The sequence below is a fragment of the Denitrobacterium sp. genome, from assembly GCF_056180635.1.
This window is the reverse complement of record NZ_JAZZJS010000060.1, coordinates 1-14,529: the sequence shown is the minus strand read 5'-3', so window position 1 is coordinate 14,529 and position 14,529 is coordinate 1. Positions and strand designations below refer to the sequence as shown.

Below are 14,529 nucleotides of genomic sequence, written 5' to 3'. Positions count from 1 at the left end.
TCCCTCTCGTCCATATCGTCTCGCTCCCCCGTAAGACGACTCTCCCTATGAGCTCCTTTCATTGTCGGGGTGCGTAGCGCCGTTGTCAACGAAGGGTGACAGGGGAACGGTTCTTCTGTCACCCCGTGCACTTCGCCTGGTTGCTGGGCCATTGTTTCCCGTGAAACGTTGGGGCTGCCGCCCGAGCGTGGGATGCTCCATTTTCTTTATCCCGTCATTGAGCTACGGGATTTTATGGAGCGCGTCTTTCGCTATTGACCTGCGATGCCAGTTCAGAATCGGACACGCATTTTTGCCTATAACCTAACGGTCAACGGACTTGGCAATGAGGTTTGAATCATGTACCCAATGGGGGTACAATATGGGTACGTCGAGGAGGAGGTATCCCATGGCTACTGCAGCAATGCCAAGACGGGCAGAAATCAAAACGCGTACGTCCGACGAGGTGAAGAAGGCCGCGACGGAAGTGTACGCCCGTTGGGGCCTGAGTCTAAACGATGCAATCAATACTTTTCTTGTAAAGTCAATTGAAGTTGGCGGTCTTCCCTTTGACTTGCGGCCGGAAGCACCATCGTACGATGCCATTGCCGCAATAGCCTACAAGCCGAACCTGAATGCCGATGGCGTTGCCGTGCTTCCGGCGGAATGGGACGATGATGAGTGATCTAGTCCCGCAGCCATGGGAGGTTTGGCACGCTCGATTTGATTTTTCGGAAGGTCATGGTTACAAATTTCGCCCTGTTATTGTGCTCGCAGCTCGAGCCGATGGCTCACTTGTGGCCATGGTAACGAGCTTGGGTAACAAATTAGGTCTTGCGCATGACTATCTCATAAGGGAATGGGAGGAGGCGGGGCTCGATAAGCCTTCCATCGCACGCCTCGACCGGATTGCGGAAATTCCTGCAGGATACTTGGGAACTGCGGGGCGAATTGGCCGACTTGCTGATGTCGATATCGCGGCAATTAAAACGATTCTCGCTGAAATCGTTTGATGGGGATCATGTGCATGGGGCTGTTTGTGCTAGGGTGTGCAAGGGATGAGCCAGATTTAGTTGCGCCCTCTCAGCGTGGATAGCTGGAGGGCGCTGTTGGTTGATAGCTATTGCAGATGACAATATCTTGTTGTGACGCTGGCTGCTACTTAGCGTTTGGGGGAATGGCATCCGTCCGGATTCGCCAAGGTGCCCCAGGCTTGTCTTGCTCGCATGGAGCTGTGCCGCTTGTTAACTTACCTTTTCTACATCATTTTTGAACGGTGCTGGGGGAAACGCCCCATCGCTTAGCGGCCTCTTTCGTGCTGATGTATTCTGCCATGTCTGTCAATCCTCGAATGCTTAAATAATTCTGACTGCAGTCTTCATGAGCGCTTTGCCTCGGAGAACTACTCGTAATGCAATTGGCATCCCTGAGTTCAATACCCGCATCGGCTATATTTCGACTGATGCGATGCTGCCGAGCTCTTTGCCCTCGTACATAGATTTCCAGGTGCTGTAATATGGGTTATCCCATTTCGTGCCATCGTATGCCGTATAGCTGACTACACATGCTTTGAAGGAAGATATCTTTCCTCGTTCAGCTGCATCCAAGCTAACTATGCAACCCTCATCGTTTCCTCCCTGGGAACCAGGGGTTAGATTCGCGTTATCGAAGCTGCATAGCGAAATGTAGCCACCGGTAGCCAAATAACCCGCAAAGCCGGTGAGGGGCAGGTTGTTGGCATCCCAGGCGGCAAATGCAATTGTGACGCTCGAAATACTATGCTCGCTGTTGTTTACGTAGATAGCTTGCATTAGGTCAGGATGAAGGGATTTGTAGTTGGCATCCTGGATAATGTAATCGGTTGAGGCTACGTAGCATTCCTGCTGGGCGAGAAGTGCTTCAAGCCCCGATTCGTCTACTGTTTCCTTTTCTATGGTCTGGTCGTTGGCGCCGCCCTCTTGTTTTTCGTGACTCTCCTGTGTCGAGTTTTGACTATCGCTCTCAGTGGCAGAGCTCTTTTCGTTTGATGTCGTGCCAGAGCTGCACGCGCAAAGCGTGAACGATAACGCAGCTGCGACGATGGTGGCTAGAACTTTTTTCATGGTTTGAAGCCCCTCCTCTGTTTCCGCTTGACTTGCAAGTCAAGGTTACCTATCAGGAGGATAGGTAACCTAATGCTCTCTCTTTGCCTTGAAGAAGGGATGCTTCCTATGTCGGGCTCTCGGGGCATTTAGTTCTAGATAAGCTCACTTTCGCGCTGCTCTGTATGCGCAAAAAAGAAAGCCCGGCGAAGCGGGCTTTCCGAACGTGTGTTAGCTAGTTGCTATTCCAGGCCGGCGAGCGTGCGGCCAACCAGGTAGCCGAAGCACACGCAGCGGCCATGGCTGATGGCGCTGATGTGATGCGGGTAAGTGCCGAAGAACATCGAGCCGCTCGTGTTGCCCAGGGCGTAGAGACCCTCGATGGCCTGGCCCTTCGTATCGAGTACCTGCGACTTCGCGTTGATCTTCAGGCCGCTTACGGTAACCAGGCAGGAACCGCTTTCCTCTAGCGCGTAGAATGGCGCCTTGTCCATGGGCAGCAGGGTGGTGGGGTTCTTGCCGAAGTCCTCGTCCACGCCCTTGGCGCAGAACTCGTTGTAGCGATCGACGGTGGCCTGCAGGGCGTCCTTGTCTACGCCAATCTTGCCGGCCAGCTCTTCGATGCTATCGGCTTCGATGAGCACGTCCTTGCACTGCTCCACCAGGTCGCTGCCCTTCCAGGGGATAACGCCCTTCATGGCGTCGAACGCAGCTTCCAGGTCGCCCGACATAAGCAGGTAGTCGCGGGCGCCGGGCTGGTACATGATGGCGTTCGTGAGGAACTCGAACGAGAGGCTCTCGTTCACGAAGCGCTTGCCCTCGGCGTTCACGCGGGGGAAGGCGAAGATGGCGCCGTTGGCGCGCTTGCCCGTGGTGGAACCCGCGGGGTCGTTCATGAGCACGTGCGGGTAGTCGTCCACGGCGGCGCCCACGGCTTGGCCCATGAGGTGGCCGTCGCCGGCTTCGGTGAGCGTGGGGTTGATCCAGGCGTTCACGGCAAGATCGCGCGGACGAGCCACCTGGGAGAGGATGTCCCAGTTCTGGTCGTAGCTGCCGGTTGCCAGCACTACGCCCTTCGCGGCGTTGAACTTGATGTAGCCCGACTCGCCCTTTGCGATTACGCCGGTCACGGCACCATCGCCCTCACGCACGAGCTGGCAGGCGGGCGTGCTGTAGCGCACATCGGCACCATGGCTCTTGGCGTTTTCGATCATCATTTCAACGAGCGCGGAGGTACCGCCAGCCACGCGCACGCCGCTAGCCCATGTGGTCACGCCGTCGCTTTCGGTGTTTGCGCCCACCACGGAGAATGCGCCGCACTTGCTGCCCTCGGTGGCTTCGGACGTGTCCATGGCCCAGTTCATGGCCTCGCCGGAACGGTTGATGAACTGCAGCCACACGTTGCGGTCGGCGCGGTAGTCGGCGCTGGCCATGGCATCGCTCAGGAACTTCTGCTTGTCGATTTCCACGCCAGCGGCTTCGTGGGCGCGGTCGCCGATGGCGCCGATTTCGCTGCCGCGCGCGGCGAACGTGCTGCCCTTTTCCAGCAGTACCGTGGAAAGGCCGTTTTGCGAGCATGAGGCGGCAGCGGTGGCGCCAGCCATGCCGGCGCCGCACACTACGACATCGCAGTCGACGGTTTCCACGATGTCGGCATCGGAAATGGCCTCATCCACGAAGGAAACGGGTGCCGGGTTGGGCTTGTGGAACTCGAGATTCTCCAGGTTGGGCAGCAGGGTTTCGCTCGAGGCACCACCTGCGGCGGATGCGTTCTTTGCGGCTTCCTTTTCGCTCTTGGCGGGTGCGCAGCCGGTGGCGGTCAGCGCCAGCGCGGCAGCGGCGGTTGCGGCGGCACCTACGAATTCGCGGCGCGATACGGCATGGTTCGTGGTCATGAATCCTCCCTTGTTTATGCTTCCTTGTTGCGCTTCCCTGCATGAAACGGGGCCGGTGCGTGCATTGGCTATAATGGCTGCTGCATTGCCGCAGTGCGGCGCACTGAATGCCTCCATCCGCTGAGGGAAGCGGGTGAGGACGATGCTACGAAGGTGCAAGGTCAAGGGGTATCCGCAAGAATGGACAAATCGATCCGAATAGGTATCGGACAAAAAGTACTAACCAATGTGACCAGGCTTTTTGATGGTCCTCACGCGATTCTGTTCGTATGCGGCCTGGCTCTCTTCTACGCATGGGACCTTTGCACGATCTACTGTGAGCCCGCAGTGGCGGCGGAAGCGTACAACCCCGTGCCGTACTTTTCGATTCTCGCCACGAGCGCAGCCGCCACGGCTGGCTTCGTGGCCATCGGCGTGGGACTTCACAAGCTGCAGTCATTCAACTTCGTTGGACTTATCGGCACTGTCGTCGCCGGCGTGGCGACGGTTGTCGCCGCATTGCTGGTGCAGCTCGAAGGTATCGATGCCGGCGTGGTGCGCCTGGCGGCGGATGCCATTACGCGCCTGGGTTCGTGCTGGGTCATCGTGGCGTGGGGCTCGCAGTATGCGCGGCTCGATGCGTTCCGCATCACCGCGTACACGCTCATTTCGTTTATTCTGGCGCTTGCGGTCTGCCTGGTCATGCTTTCCTGCCCGCAGGTTCTGCGCGTGGCATTCGTGGCAGCGGCCCTGCCTTTGTCCATGGCGTTGGTGCTGCGCGTCAGCCGCATGCAGCTGCCCGAGCACCGAGCGATGGGCAGCGAAACGTTCATCGGTCTTACCTGGCGCATCATGCTCGTCTTCTTCCTGTTCGGCATCGTTACGTGGACGAGCATTCCGTGGGCTCAGGCGAGCGCCGGCGTGCTGGGGCTGGGGCAGCTGGTCATCGTGGGTAGCGGAGGCGTGGTTACCGTTCTGCTGGTTCTGGCCCTTGTCACGGGCGGCGCGTTTTCGCAGTCGTACATTTACAAGGTGGTGCTTCCGCTTATCACGGCGGGCATCCTGCTGGTGGCCACGCTGAATTTCGATACGAATGTGGGTGCCGCCCTTATTTCCATCGGCTATACCTGCTTCGACTTGTTCTGCTTCGCGCTGTTCGCGAACGCCTGTCGAAAGACGGGTGCGAATGCTCGTCGCATGTTCAGCTGGTGCCGAGCCATCGAAAGCAGCACGCCGTTTTTCACCGTCTTGCTCATGGTGGTGCTGGAAGGCCTGCTGCATATGGGCGATAGCCTGATGGTGAACCTCATCAGCGGCGCGAGCATGTTGGTGGTGCTTGCCGTCATCATGCTCGATCAGACCGACTTGTTCGAACGCGAGCAGCTGAATCCCGCAATAGACTACCCGCGCGCCGAGGTGCTGTATTTCGCCCGGCAGTGCGAAGAGGCCATCGTGCGTTTCGGTCTTTCGCCGCGCGAAAGCGAAGTGCTCAGCCTTATCGTGCGCGGCCGCAGCGTGCCGCATATTTCTCAGCGCCTGTTCATTTCGCGCAGCACGGTGAAGACGCATATCTCGCATCTTTACGAGAAGCTGGGCGTTTCGGATCGCCAGGAAATGATCGACGTTATCGAATCCATCGCGCTTTCCCGGGATGAATAAGCCCCCTTGTGTGGTCGAGGCCGCACGCCGCTGTCGTAGGTGTGGTCCAAACGCAGACGTGGCGACCGCTTTACAACAGTCGCCACGTCGCGGGAGGGGCTTAGCGGAGCTGCTACGACTTCCAGTACTTCGCGCTGTCAGCGTAGCTAGCGGGGTGGGATGGCGTAAGTCCGCCGGTAAGGGCGTGGATGACGGCGTAGCGGCCCATGGTCATGTAGGAACCGCAGCACAGGCCGCCCTGGTAGAGGTTCCATTCCAGGCCGCCGCAGATGTTGCCTGCGCCCGAGCCTACTGAATAGAGGCCGGGGATGGGCTTGTCGTCCTTGTCGAGCACGCGGCAGAAGTGGCCGGGGTCTTCGGCGTCTTTGTTCCACGGCGTGAAGTGGCACGGAGCGGCTGGCTGCTTCGGAAATGCTCGTTCTCGCAATCGTGTTTGTCCTGCTCGCGCTCATCATTGCTTTCCTGGGCGTTGTAGTGCTGCGAAACGCGAAGAAAGAGTCCGCTCCATCGCTCTTCCGTTCCTCGGAGTCGCCCGTGCAGGCAGAAGCGGCGTCGGCTCTGGCCGAGCAAGCGGGCACGTCGCCCATCGCCCAGGCGTATCACCTTACGGCACGTGAAATGGAGGTGGCCGAGCTGTTTTCGCGTGGACACAGCATCAAGAAGGTGGCGGCCACGCTCTTCATATCCGCGAGCACGGCACAAGGCCATATAAAAAGCGCCTATCGCAAGCTGGGCGTGCATTCGCGTGACGAGCTTATCGAAAAGCTTGGCAATGGCTAGCAGGCGCTTACGTGCGCTCAATCCCGGCCTGCGTCCGAAGGTATAATGTCCGATAGAGCGATCTGACGTTGGTAGGGGGTCACGTGAGAAGGCTAAGGAATACTGCGTTTGTTTTCGTAATCACCGTTGCGCTGTCGTTGTCGTTTGTTGGCTGTGGCACAGGCGATCAGCCTTCAGCAGGCACGGGCGACCTGCCCGAGGCTAGATCTGAGGTTGCCGATGTGACGACGGTGGCATATCTCGGGCCGCAAGGAACCTACACCGAGGAAGCCACGAAGGTCTTCTTCGGGAACAACGACGAATTGTTGCCCCAGGCGAGCGTCGCCGACGCTCTTGCGCTGGTCGCCGACGGCACAGCCGCCTATGCCGTGATTCCCCAGGAAAATACGTTGGGTGGCCCGGTGACGGAATACATCGACGCCCTTATCGCGACCGACGGGGTCTCGGTCGTGGGCGAGGTGGTGCTCCCTATTCGCCAGACCCTCATGGGATTGCCTGGCACCGACCTCTCCGCGGTGACGCGAGTCGTTTCTCACAAGCAGGGTCTTGCGCAAAGCGCCGCCTGGCTTGACGAGAATCTGCCGAATGCCGAGCGCGTAGAGGCGGCTAGTACGGCTGCCGCTGCCCAAGCGGTTGCCCAGGGCGGAGATCTTGCTACCGTTGCCATCGCAGCGCCGGGGGCAGCCGACCTCTATGGGCTTGAGGTGCTGAAGGAGAACGTCTCGCAGACGGAGGCGAACAAGACGCGTTTCTACGTGGTGTCGAAGCAGGCGAACTCTCTCGAAGGGTATGGCAGGGCAGTGTTTCTAGCTAACATCTCTGCTGATGAGCTGCCTGATTTGCTCTCGAAAGCCTGCGTCGATGGTACGGAACTGGTATGCGTGCATGACCGTCCGAACGGTTTGGCTTTGGGTTCCTACCAATACGTGATCGAGATTTCGCGTGACGGGGGCTTCTCGAAGGACGAGCTCACGCGCCTGCGCGGCATCGAGCATCTCGAATACCTCGGCAGCTATTCGGAGGTCGAGGGGTAGTCGTACCTTGTACGGAACGAAAACCAGTGGCCTCTGGCCGCATTGATCCCGAAAACCGCCCGGCGCGATAGTCTCACGTCGGGCGGTTTCGATTCCTTGCGGGGAGTGAATCCTATAACTTGCTTTTTCGGGTTTCCGCTTTGGCCTTCGGCGGTTCTTCCAGCAAGTTACCTTGAGCGTAGGGCTTTCCCATCCCGTTAAGAGAAGTGGTCATGCTCGCGTTTGGTTGCGTATGCGGCGCGGTCGCAGCTTGTTTGGCGCGTAATGGAACAGACGGCTTACGGCTGGATGCAGTAGGGATGCCGCGCTGCTAAAATACCTGTATACACGGACATCGGGAGGGGTGGGCATGGCCGAAGTATCAAGCAGCATATTCAACGAGCGTGCCGTCGAGAAGCTGCGTAGTCCCGATGACCTAGATGCATACGTGCGCGTGACGAATCCGAGCAAGTGGGCGGTGGTCGCCGCGCTTGCTCTTTTGCTAGCGGGCCTTCTAACGTGGGGCGTTTTCGGCGCCGTGTCGACCAGCGTGACCGCGATGGGCGCCTGCGTCGATGGTCGCGCTATCTGCTTGCTTTCGGCTGAAGATGCGACGAAGGTAGATATCGATGATGCGGCAAACGTGAACGGCGTGCAGATGAGCGTGGCCGAGGTTGCGCCCGTGCCGCTCTCGCGCGACGAGGCGCGCGAGCAGCTTGGCAGCGATTACCTGGTGAGCGCGCTCGTCAGCGGCGATTGGGCGTATCTTGTCACCTTCGAAGGAGACACCTCGAGCTTTGCGCAAGGCGTACCCCTTAAGGTCGACATTACCACCGAGCGCGTAGCTCCCATCACGTTGATCCTTGGCTAGGGGTTGTCGTGAGCAAGCGCGTGAAAGACGTCCCCCAGGTCATGCAGATGGAAGCGCTGGAATGCGGCGCAGCCTGCTTGACCATGATTCTGGCGTATCACGGGCGTTGGGTGCCGCTTGAGCGGGTGCGGGTCGATTGTGGCGTGTCGCGCGATGGGTCCAAGGCCGTGAACATCCTGAAGGCGGCTCGTGCGTACGGCCTTTCCGCGAAGGGCATGGCGTATTCAGCCGAGGCGGTTTCGAAGAAAGCTTCGCTTCCTTGTATTGTGTTCTGGAATTTCGACCATTTCGTCGTCCTGACGGGCTTCTCGCGCAATGGCCGTTATGCGTACTTGAACGACCCCGCGCGCGGGCAGGTGAAAGTGCCGCGTGATCAGTTCGAGGAAAGTTTCACCGGCGTCGTGCTCGAGTTCGATCGAACCGACGAGTTCCAGGAAGATGGCGAACCGCCTAGTACGACGGCGTTTGTGTTCGAACGGATGAGGGGCCTTGCGCCCGCCATTGCCTTCGCGATGGCCACGGCGGCCATAGCTGCGATTGTGGGAATCCTTTCCACGTCGCTTGCCCGCGTGTTCCTCGACCGCGTGCTTACGGGCGACAGTCCAGGTTGGCTCTTCCCCCTTACCGTGCTGATGCTGGCGCTTGCCATGGTTTTTGGCATTGCTTCCGTGCTGAACGCCGTGCATTTGGCGCGCGTGCGGGGCAAGGTGGCGGTGGTGAGCTCATCGAGGTTCATGGAGCATTTGCTGCACCTGCCTGTGGGGTTCTATGCCCAGCGCATGGTGGGCGACCTGCAGCAACGTCAGCAGACAAACGAGCTTATCGCCTACACGCTGGTCGGGCAGCTGGCGCCCGTGGCAGTGAATGCGGCGATGCTCGTTCTGTATCTGGCGGTGATGTTGCGCTATAGCGTGCCACTTGCGCTTGTGGGTGTGGGCACGGTGGTGCTGAACGCGCTGGTGGCGCGAGCGGTGTCGAAGCAGCGCGTCAACGCAGCGCGCAGCATGGCGATGGATGCGGGCAAGTTGTATGCCACTACCGTGGGCGGCGTGCAGATGATCGAAACGATTAAGGCGGCTGGCGCCGAGGTTGGCTTCTTCGAGCGTTGGGCTGGCTACCAGGCAAACGTGAACGCAGCCGAAACGCGCCTGTCGTATATCAACGAGCGTTTGGGTTCGGTGCCCATCGCGCTCACCGAACTGGCGAACATCACGGTGCTCGTGCTTGGCGTCTGGCTTATCGTGGTGGCTGGTTTCACCCCTGGCGGATTGCTTGCCTTCCAGGGGTTCCTGCTCGCCTTCATGACGCCGGTGACGCAAATCGTGCAGCTTGGTCAGACCGTGCAGGAGATGCGCACGCAGATGGAGCGCGTCGAGGATGTGCTGCGTTATCCGGTTGACGTCCCCGAGGGGGAGGAGGCTCCCTCGCGTGAAACGAGGGTCGAGGTGCGAGGGGACGATTCCGCATCCGCCTCGTCTTGGAAACTTTCCGGGCGCGTCGACCTCGACGGCGTAACGTTTGGGTATTCTCCGTTGGAACCCCCGCTCATCGAAGGATTCGATCTGCATGTCGAAGAGGGTCAGTGGGTAGCGCTTGTGGGTGCTTCGGGGTGTGGAAAGTCGACGCTCGCGAAACTGATAAGCGGGCTATACGAGCCATGGTCTGGCGAGGTGCGTCTGGGTGGCGTGCTTCTGGGCGAGGCCCCGCGTGACGTTTTGCGCGGCTCTCTCGCGGTGGTCGACCAGGACATCGTCACCTTCGACGATACGGTGGGTGCCAACATCAAGCTGTGGGATGAATCAATCGAGGATTTCGAAGTTGTTCTTGCCGCCCGGGATGCCGGAGTGCACGAGCTTATCGACGAGCGCGAAGGAGGATATGCAAGTCGCGTTCTACCTGGTGGGCGTAACTTTTCGGGCGGGCAGCTGCAACGTCTCGAGATTGCGCGCGTCCTCGCGCAAGACCCGACGATCGTGATTCTCGACGAAGCCACGAGCGCACTCGATGCGCAGAGCGAAGCCGAGGTCATACGACGCATCCGTGACCGAGGTATCACGTGCATCGTGGTGGCTCATCGCCTTTCCGCTATCCGAGACTGCGACGAGATTATTGTGCTCGACGACGGCAAGGTGGTCGAGCGTGGCACGCATGAAGCGCTCCTGAAGGCAAACGGCGCCTACGCCGAGCTTGTGAGGAATGATTGACGTGGGCTGGGTCAAGTCACAGATCGATATACGCCGCGAGCTCGACGCGCGCTTGCATGAGCGCGCCTACGCCAAGCTCGCCGCAAGCGTGACCGACCCGCGCGAGGCACCGGTGTTCCACCAGGATGACCTCGAGCGCGCAGACGGAGCCGCGCGCATCGCGTTGCGGTACTGCGGCGCGGAACCGGGGCAGGTGCCCGAGGGCGTGACCGATATCGAGGAGTACCTGGATTGCCTGTTCGAGCCTTCTGGCGTGATGCGCCGTCGCGTTCGCCTCGACGACGGGTGGCATAAGCGTGCGTGCGGCGCTATGCTGGTGCGCCTCGACACGGGCGAGCCGGTGGCCCTCATTCCGCGCGGCCTTTCCGGTTATTGCTATTACGACCCCGGTACGGGCGCCAAGGTGCGCGTGACGTCTGCCGTCGCCAAGCATATCGGCGACGAGGCGCTGCTGCTCTACCGTCCGCTACCTTCTCGCGCGCTTACCGTACGCGACCTCATGGCCTTCATGTTGGGCGTGTTCGACGTGGGAGATTACCTGGTGGTGTTCTCTGCTGCGTTGGCGGCAACGCTGGTGGGGTTGCTTCCCGCGTGGGCCAACCAAATCGCCTTCGGCGTGGTAGTGCCTAGTGGCCAGGTCGACCTTATCGCGCCCATTGGCGCACTGCTTGTGGGCGTTGCTGGCGCTACCGTCATTTTGAACGCGTGCCGCAATTTGGTGATGGCGCGCGTCATCTTGAAGTTGGGCGTGGCGTGCGAGGCTGCCGTGTTCTCGCGCTTGCTGTCGTTACCCACTTCGTTCTTCAAGGATCGCCCTGCGGGCGATGTAGCCATGCGAGCTGCCCAGGTGAAGCTGCTAATGCAGCAACTTGCCACGATGCTTCTGGGAGCCGGCCTTACGGGTGCGCTATCGTTGCTCTATTTGTTCCAGATTGCCGTGTTCGCCGGTCCTCTTGTTGGGCCCGCGTTCGTGGTGGTGCTTGCGCAAGTCGTGTTCCTTATGGTTGCCATGGCGGTAACGGCGCGTTTCGAGCGAGCGACGATGGAGGCCAACGCCAAGCTTTCGGGCACGGTGGCGGCGTTGCTCGGTGGCGTCGCAAAGGTGAAGCTCACGGGCGCCGAACGTCGCGCCTTTTCCAGGTGGGCCGATGATTACGCATCGTATGCCGAAAGCGCCTATAACCGTCCGGCGCTAGTCTGGAGCGCGCCCGCCTTCAGCGCGACGATTGGCCTTGTTGGCATCGTGGCTATCTATTGGTTTGCCGGTAGCGCGGAAATGAGCGTGGCGAACTACATGTCGTTCAACGTCGCATATGGGCAGATGCAGGCGGCCGTGCTTGCGATAGCCATGATGTCGGGTCGGTTTGCCCAGGTGGGGGCAATGCTCGATGTGGTGAGTCCCATACTCGAAGCCGAGCCCGAAGCGTCGGAGCGTCGCCCCCAGGTTGCGGACCTTTCGGGCGCCATCGCCGTGTCGGATGTGTCGTTTCGCTATGGGCCTGATCAGCCACGCGTCCTCGATGGCTTGAGTTTCTCGGTGAGTCCGGGCGAGTACGTGGGAATTGTTGGCAAGAGTGGCTGCGGTAAATCGACCATCTTGCGCTTGCTGCTTGGTTTCGAGGAGCCTGAACGGGGTTTCGTCTTCTACGGCACGCACGACGTGCGCAAGGTGGATTTGCATTCGCTGCGCCGCCATATTGGGGCGGTCATGCAGGATGGCAAGCTCTTCATGGGCGATATCGCGAACAACATCACTATTGCCTCGCCTGGTGCCACGCTCGACGACGCCTGGCGGGCCGCCGAGCTCGCCGGCATTGCCGAGGATATCCGGAAGATGCCCATGGGCATGCAGACAATCGTATCGGAAGGCTCGGGTGGCATTTCCGGTGGTCAGCGACAGCGCATTATGATCGCACGCGCCATATGCGGCAACAAGCGCGTTTTGCTGTTCGATGAGGCCACGAGCGCGCTCGACAACGTCACGCAGAAGCACGTGAGCGACTCGCTCGATTCCCTGAACTGCACCCGCGTTGTGGTGGCCCATCGCCTGTCCACGGTGCGTCATTGCGATCGCATCCTGGTAATCGATGGCGGGAAAGTTGCCGAGGAGGGAACCTACGAAGAGCTTATTGCTCGCGGCAGCCTGTTCACCGGGCTAGTTGAACGTCAGCGTTTGGAATAGGGCAGGGCGAACAGGCGCGTCGCGTGAGGTTGGATGTTTGCGGCTCCTAGAGGCTCTGCGTGAAGAATGACTCGAGCTTGCCGAAGGGGATGGCGTCGAAATTGTCGTACAGGTCGACGTGGTTCGCGCCGGGGATGATCATGAGCTCCTTGTTATCGCCGTTCAGAAGCTCGAACGCCCCTTCGCTGAAGTAGCGCGAATGCGCGTTTTCGCCATGTACGAGCAGCACGGGCGTATCGATTTCGCCGGCCATCGCGAGGATGGGCTGGTTCATGAACGACATCGTGCCCGTTACGTTCCAGCCGTCGTTGGAGTTGCCCGAACGCTCGTGGTAGCCGCGCGGCGTCTTGTAGTAGGCGTAGTAATCCTTCACGAACTGGGGCGCATCGTCGGGGAGCGGGTCGATGACGCCGCCTGCGCGTACGTACGAACCGGCTTGGTAATCGGCAATGCGCTGTGCGGCCCAAGCGGCGCGCTGTTCGTCGCGAGCCTCCTTGCTGTCTGCGCTTCCAAAGTAACCCTCGCGCGTTACGCGCGTCATGTCGTACATCGTCATGGCAGCCGTTGCCTTGATGCGCGGGTCGAGCGCGGCGGCGTTAATGGCCATGCCGCCCCAGCCGCAGATTCCGATGATGCCGATGCGTGCGGGGTCGACGTCGTCGCGGCAGCTGAGGAAATCGACGGCTGCGCAGAAGTCTTCGGTGTTGATGTCGGGGGAGGCCATGCGACGGGGTTCGCCGCCGCTTTCGCCCGTGAACGAGGGGTCGAACGCGATGGTAAGAAAGCCGCGTGCGGCCATTTCCTGGGCGTAGAGCCCGCTCGATTGCTCTTTGATTGCCCCGAAAGGCCCGCTCACGGCGATGGCGGGAAGCGCCCCCGCAGCATCTTTAGGCTTGTAGAGATCCGCTGCCAGCGTGATGCCGTAGCGGTTTGCGAACGTTACCTTGCAGTGGTCGACGCGTTCGTCGCGTGGGAAGACCTTGTCCCATTCCTGCACGAGTTCGAGTTCTGCTGTCTTCATCATAGTGCGTCCCTTCTAATCCTCTTGTCTTCATTGTGCGAGGAATGGGCCGCAATTGCAATTTACTCGGATGGAGCGCAATCTACGGCGGCGCCTTCGTTCAGGGCGCGACGGCGCTCGTAGGCCACGGTGGCCACGCTTGCCGCGGCAACCGCTACTCCCAGCAGGCCCATGGGAACCATGTCTTCGGTTTTGGGCATGCCGCTTCGGTTCGTGCTGCTGATGGAGTTGTTGCCCGCGCCATCCGAAGAGCCTGAACCATCGGCGGGGATGTTGGAGCTCGGAACTTCTCCGTCTTCCGAAATCGTCACGGGCGCGGGGCTGAAATTGCCGCTCGCCCCCGACGGGGCCACCTCGAGCGTTTCCATATGCCGCTGCTCGGGGTCTTGCACATCGCTCGTGGCCGTGCGCACCTGCACTACGTTGTAGTCACCAGGTTCGATGTGGAACTCGATGCTGTCGTCATCGTCTCCCTCGGCTTGGGAATGCAGGCCCAGGTCGGCCGCTTTCACGCCATCGCTCGCAACGAATAGCACCTTCTTCGCGCCCGATTCCCAGGTGACGGGAACGGTAACTGCCGTGGAATACACGCTCGTCTTGCCGGGTGCCAGCGCGTAGTCGTCCTCGACGCCAATCAGCCCTCCTGCGCCGTCAGAGCGGTTATAGTTCGACTCTTGAATCGTATCGGCGCCGAATACCACCTTGGCCGTTGCACCGGGAACGCGTTCGTATTGCCCAGTTGCTTCGTTCAGCGCGCAGAGCGTGAGCGTGCATCCCGAAAGGAACACGTTGCCATCGTTGCGCACGGCGACGAGGAACTTGATCGTGCCGCCGGGGATTACGAAGAAGTCGGATCGTAGCCATG

At 60.1% G+C, this 14,529-nt stretch carries 13 protein-coding genes; 8 read left to right on the top strand and 5 right to left on the bottom strand.

Annotated features, from left to right (window positions below; genetic code table 11):
* Positions 1-388: 388 nt before the first annotated feature.
* Positions 389-664: a type II toxin-antitoxin system RelB/DinJ family antitoxin gene (locus AC04P6_RS05235; RefSeq protein ID WP_475565561.1), complete on the top strand. Its 276-nt coding sequence runs from the start codon at positions 389-391 to the stop codon at positions 662-664.
* Positions 657-992: a type II toxin-antitoxin system PemK/MazF family toxin gene (locus AC04P6_RS05230; RefSeq protein ID WP_475565560.1), complete on the top strand. Its 336-nt coding sequence runs from the start codon at positions 657-659 to the stop codon at positions 990-992. Before AC04P6_RS05235 ends, AC04P6_RS05230 begins: the two co-directional genes overlap by 8 nt.
* A gap of 435 nt (positions 993-1,427) precedes the next feature.
* On the opposite strand, the gene AC04P6_RS05225 is transcribed toward AC04P6_RS05230, so the two are convergent.
* Positions 1,428-2,081 (bottom strand): DUF5780 domain-containing protein, encoded by a 654-nt coding sequence (locus AC04P6_RS05225; RefSeq protein ID WP_475565559.1) that lies wholly within the window; start codon positions 2,079-2,081, stop codon positions 1,428-1,430.
* A 221-nt stretch (positions 2,082-2,302) separates the two neighbouring features.
* Entirely contained in the window at positions 2,303-3,955 is a 1,653-nt protein-coding gene (locus AC04P6_RS05220; protein ID WP_475565558.1) for an FAD-dependent oxidoreductase, read from the bottom strand.
* 228 nt (positions 3,956-4,183) lie between these two features.
* On the opposite strand from AC04P6_RS05220, the gene AC04P6_RS05215 reads away from it, so the two are divergent.
* The gene (locus AC04P6_RS05215) at positions 4,184-5,593 is read left to right on the top strand and encodes a helix-turn-helix transcriptional regulator (protein ID WP_475565557.1); all 1,410 of its coding nucleotides are present in this window, start codon (positions 4,184-4,186) and stop codon (positions 5,591-5,593) included.
* Between the two features lie 112 nt (positions 5,594-5,705).
* Here the strand turns inward: AC04P6_RS05215 and AC04P6_RS05210 are convergent, their stop codons facing one another.
* Positions 5,706-6,020, bottom strand: a complete 315-nt coding sequence (locus AC04P6_RS05210) for a hypothetical protein (RefSeq protein WP_475565556.1) — start codon at positions 6,018-6,020, stop codon at positions 5,706-5,708.
* On the opposite strand from AC04P6_RS05210, the gene AC04P6_RS05205 reads away from it, so the two are divergent.
* The 5 genes from AC04P6_RS05205 to AC04P6_RS05185 all read left to right on the top strand — a co-directional run bounded on the left by AC04P6_RS05205 (position 6,005) and on the right by AC04P6_RS05185 (position 12,643).
* Positions 6,005-6,373, top strand: a complete 369-nt coding sequence (locus AC04P6_RS05205) for a helix-turn-helix transcriptional regulator (RefSeq protein WP_475565555.1) — start codon at positions 6,005-6,007, stop codon at positions 6,371-6,373. The two genes, AC04P6_RS05210 and AC04P6_RS05205, sit on opposite strands and share 16 nt — an antisense overlap.
* An 83-nt stretch (positions 6,374-6,456) precedes the next feature.
* Positions 6,457-7,407, top strand: a complete 951-nt coding sequence (locus tag AC04P6_RS05200; RefSeq protein ID WP_475565554.1) for a prephenate dehydratase — start codon at positions 6,457-6,459, stop codon at positions 7,405-7,407.
* A gap of 349 nt (positions 7,408-7,756) precedes the next feature.
* Positions 7,757-8,257: a hypothetical protein gene (locus AC04P6_RS05195; RefSeq protein ID WP_475565553.1), complete on the top strand. Its 501-nt coding sequence runs from the start codon at positions 7,757-7,759 to the stop codon at positions 8,255-8,257.
* Positions 8,258-8,265: 8 nt separating this feature from the next.
* The gene (locus tag AC04P6_RS05190) at positions 8,266-10,461 is read left to right on the top strand and encodes an NHLP family bacteriocin export ABC transporter peptidase/permease/ATPase subunit (RefSeq protein ID WP_475565552.1); all 2,196 of its coding nucleotides are present in this window, start codon (positions 8,266-8,268) and stop codon (positions 10,459-10,461) included.
* A 1-nt stretch (position 10,462) separates the two neighbouring features.
* A complete protein-coding gene (locus AC04P6_RS05185; RefSeq protein WP_475565551.1) occupies positions 10,463-12,643 on the top strand; it encodes an ATP-binding cassette domain-containing protein in 2,181 nt (726 codons plus the stop codon).
* Positions 12,644-12,689: 46 nt separating this feature from the next.
* On the opposite strand, the gene AC04P6_RS05180 is transcribed toward AC04P6_RS05185, so the two are convergent.
* Together AC04P6_RS05180 and AC04P6_RS05175 are read right to left on the bottom strand one after the other, a co-directional pair.
* Positions 12,690-13,667, bottom strand: coding sequence for an alpha/beta hydrolase (locus tag AC04P6_RS05180; RefSeq protein WP_475565550.1), 978 nt, complete (start codon positions 13,665-13,667; stop codon positions 12,690-12,692).
* A gap of 59 nt (positions 13,668-13,726) precedes the next feature.
* On the bottom strand, positions 13,727-14,529 hold an 803-nt coding region (locus tag AC04P6_RS05175), incomplete at its 5' end, for a hypothetical protein (protein WP_475565549.1).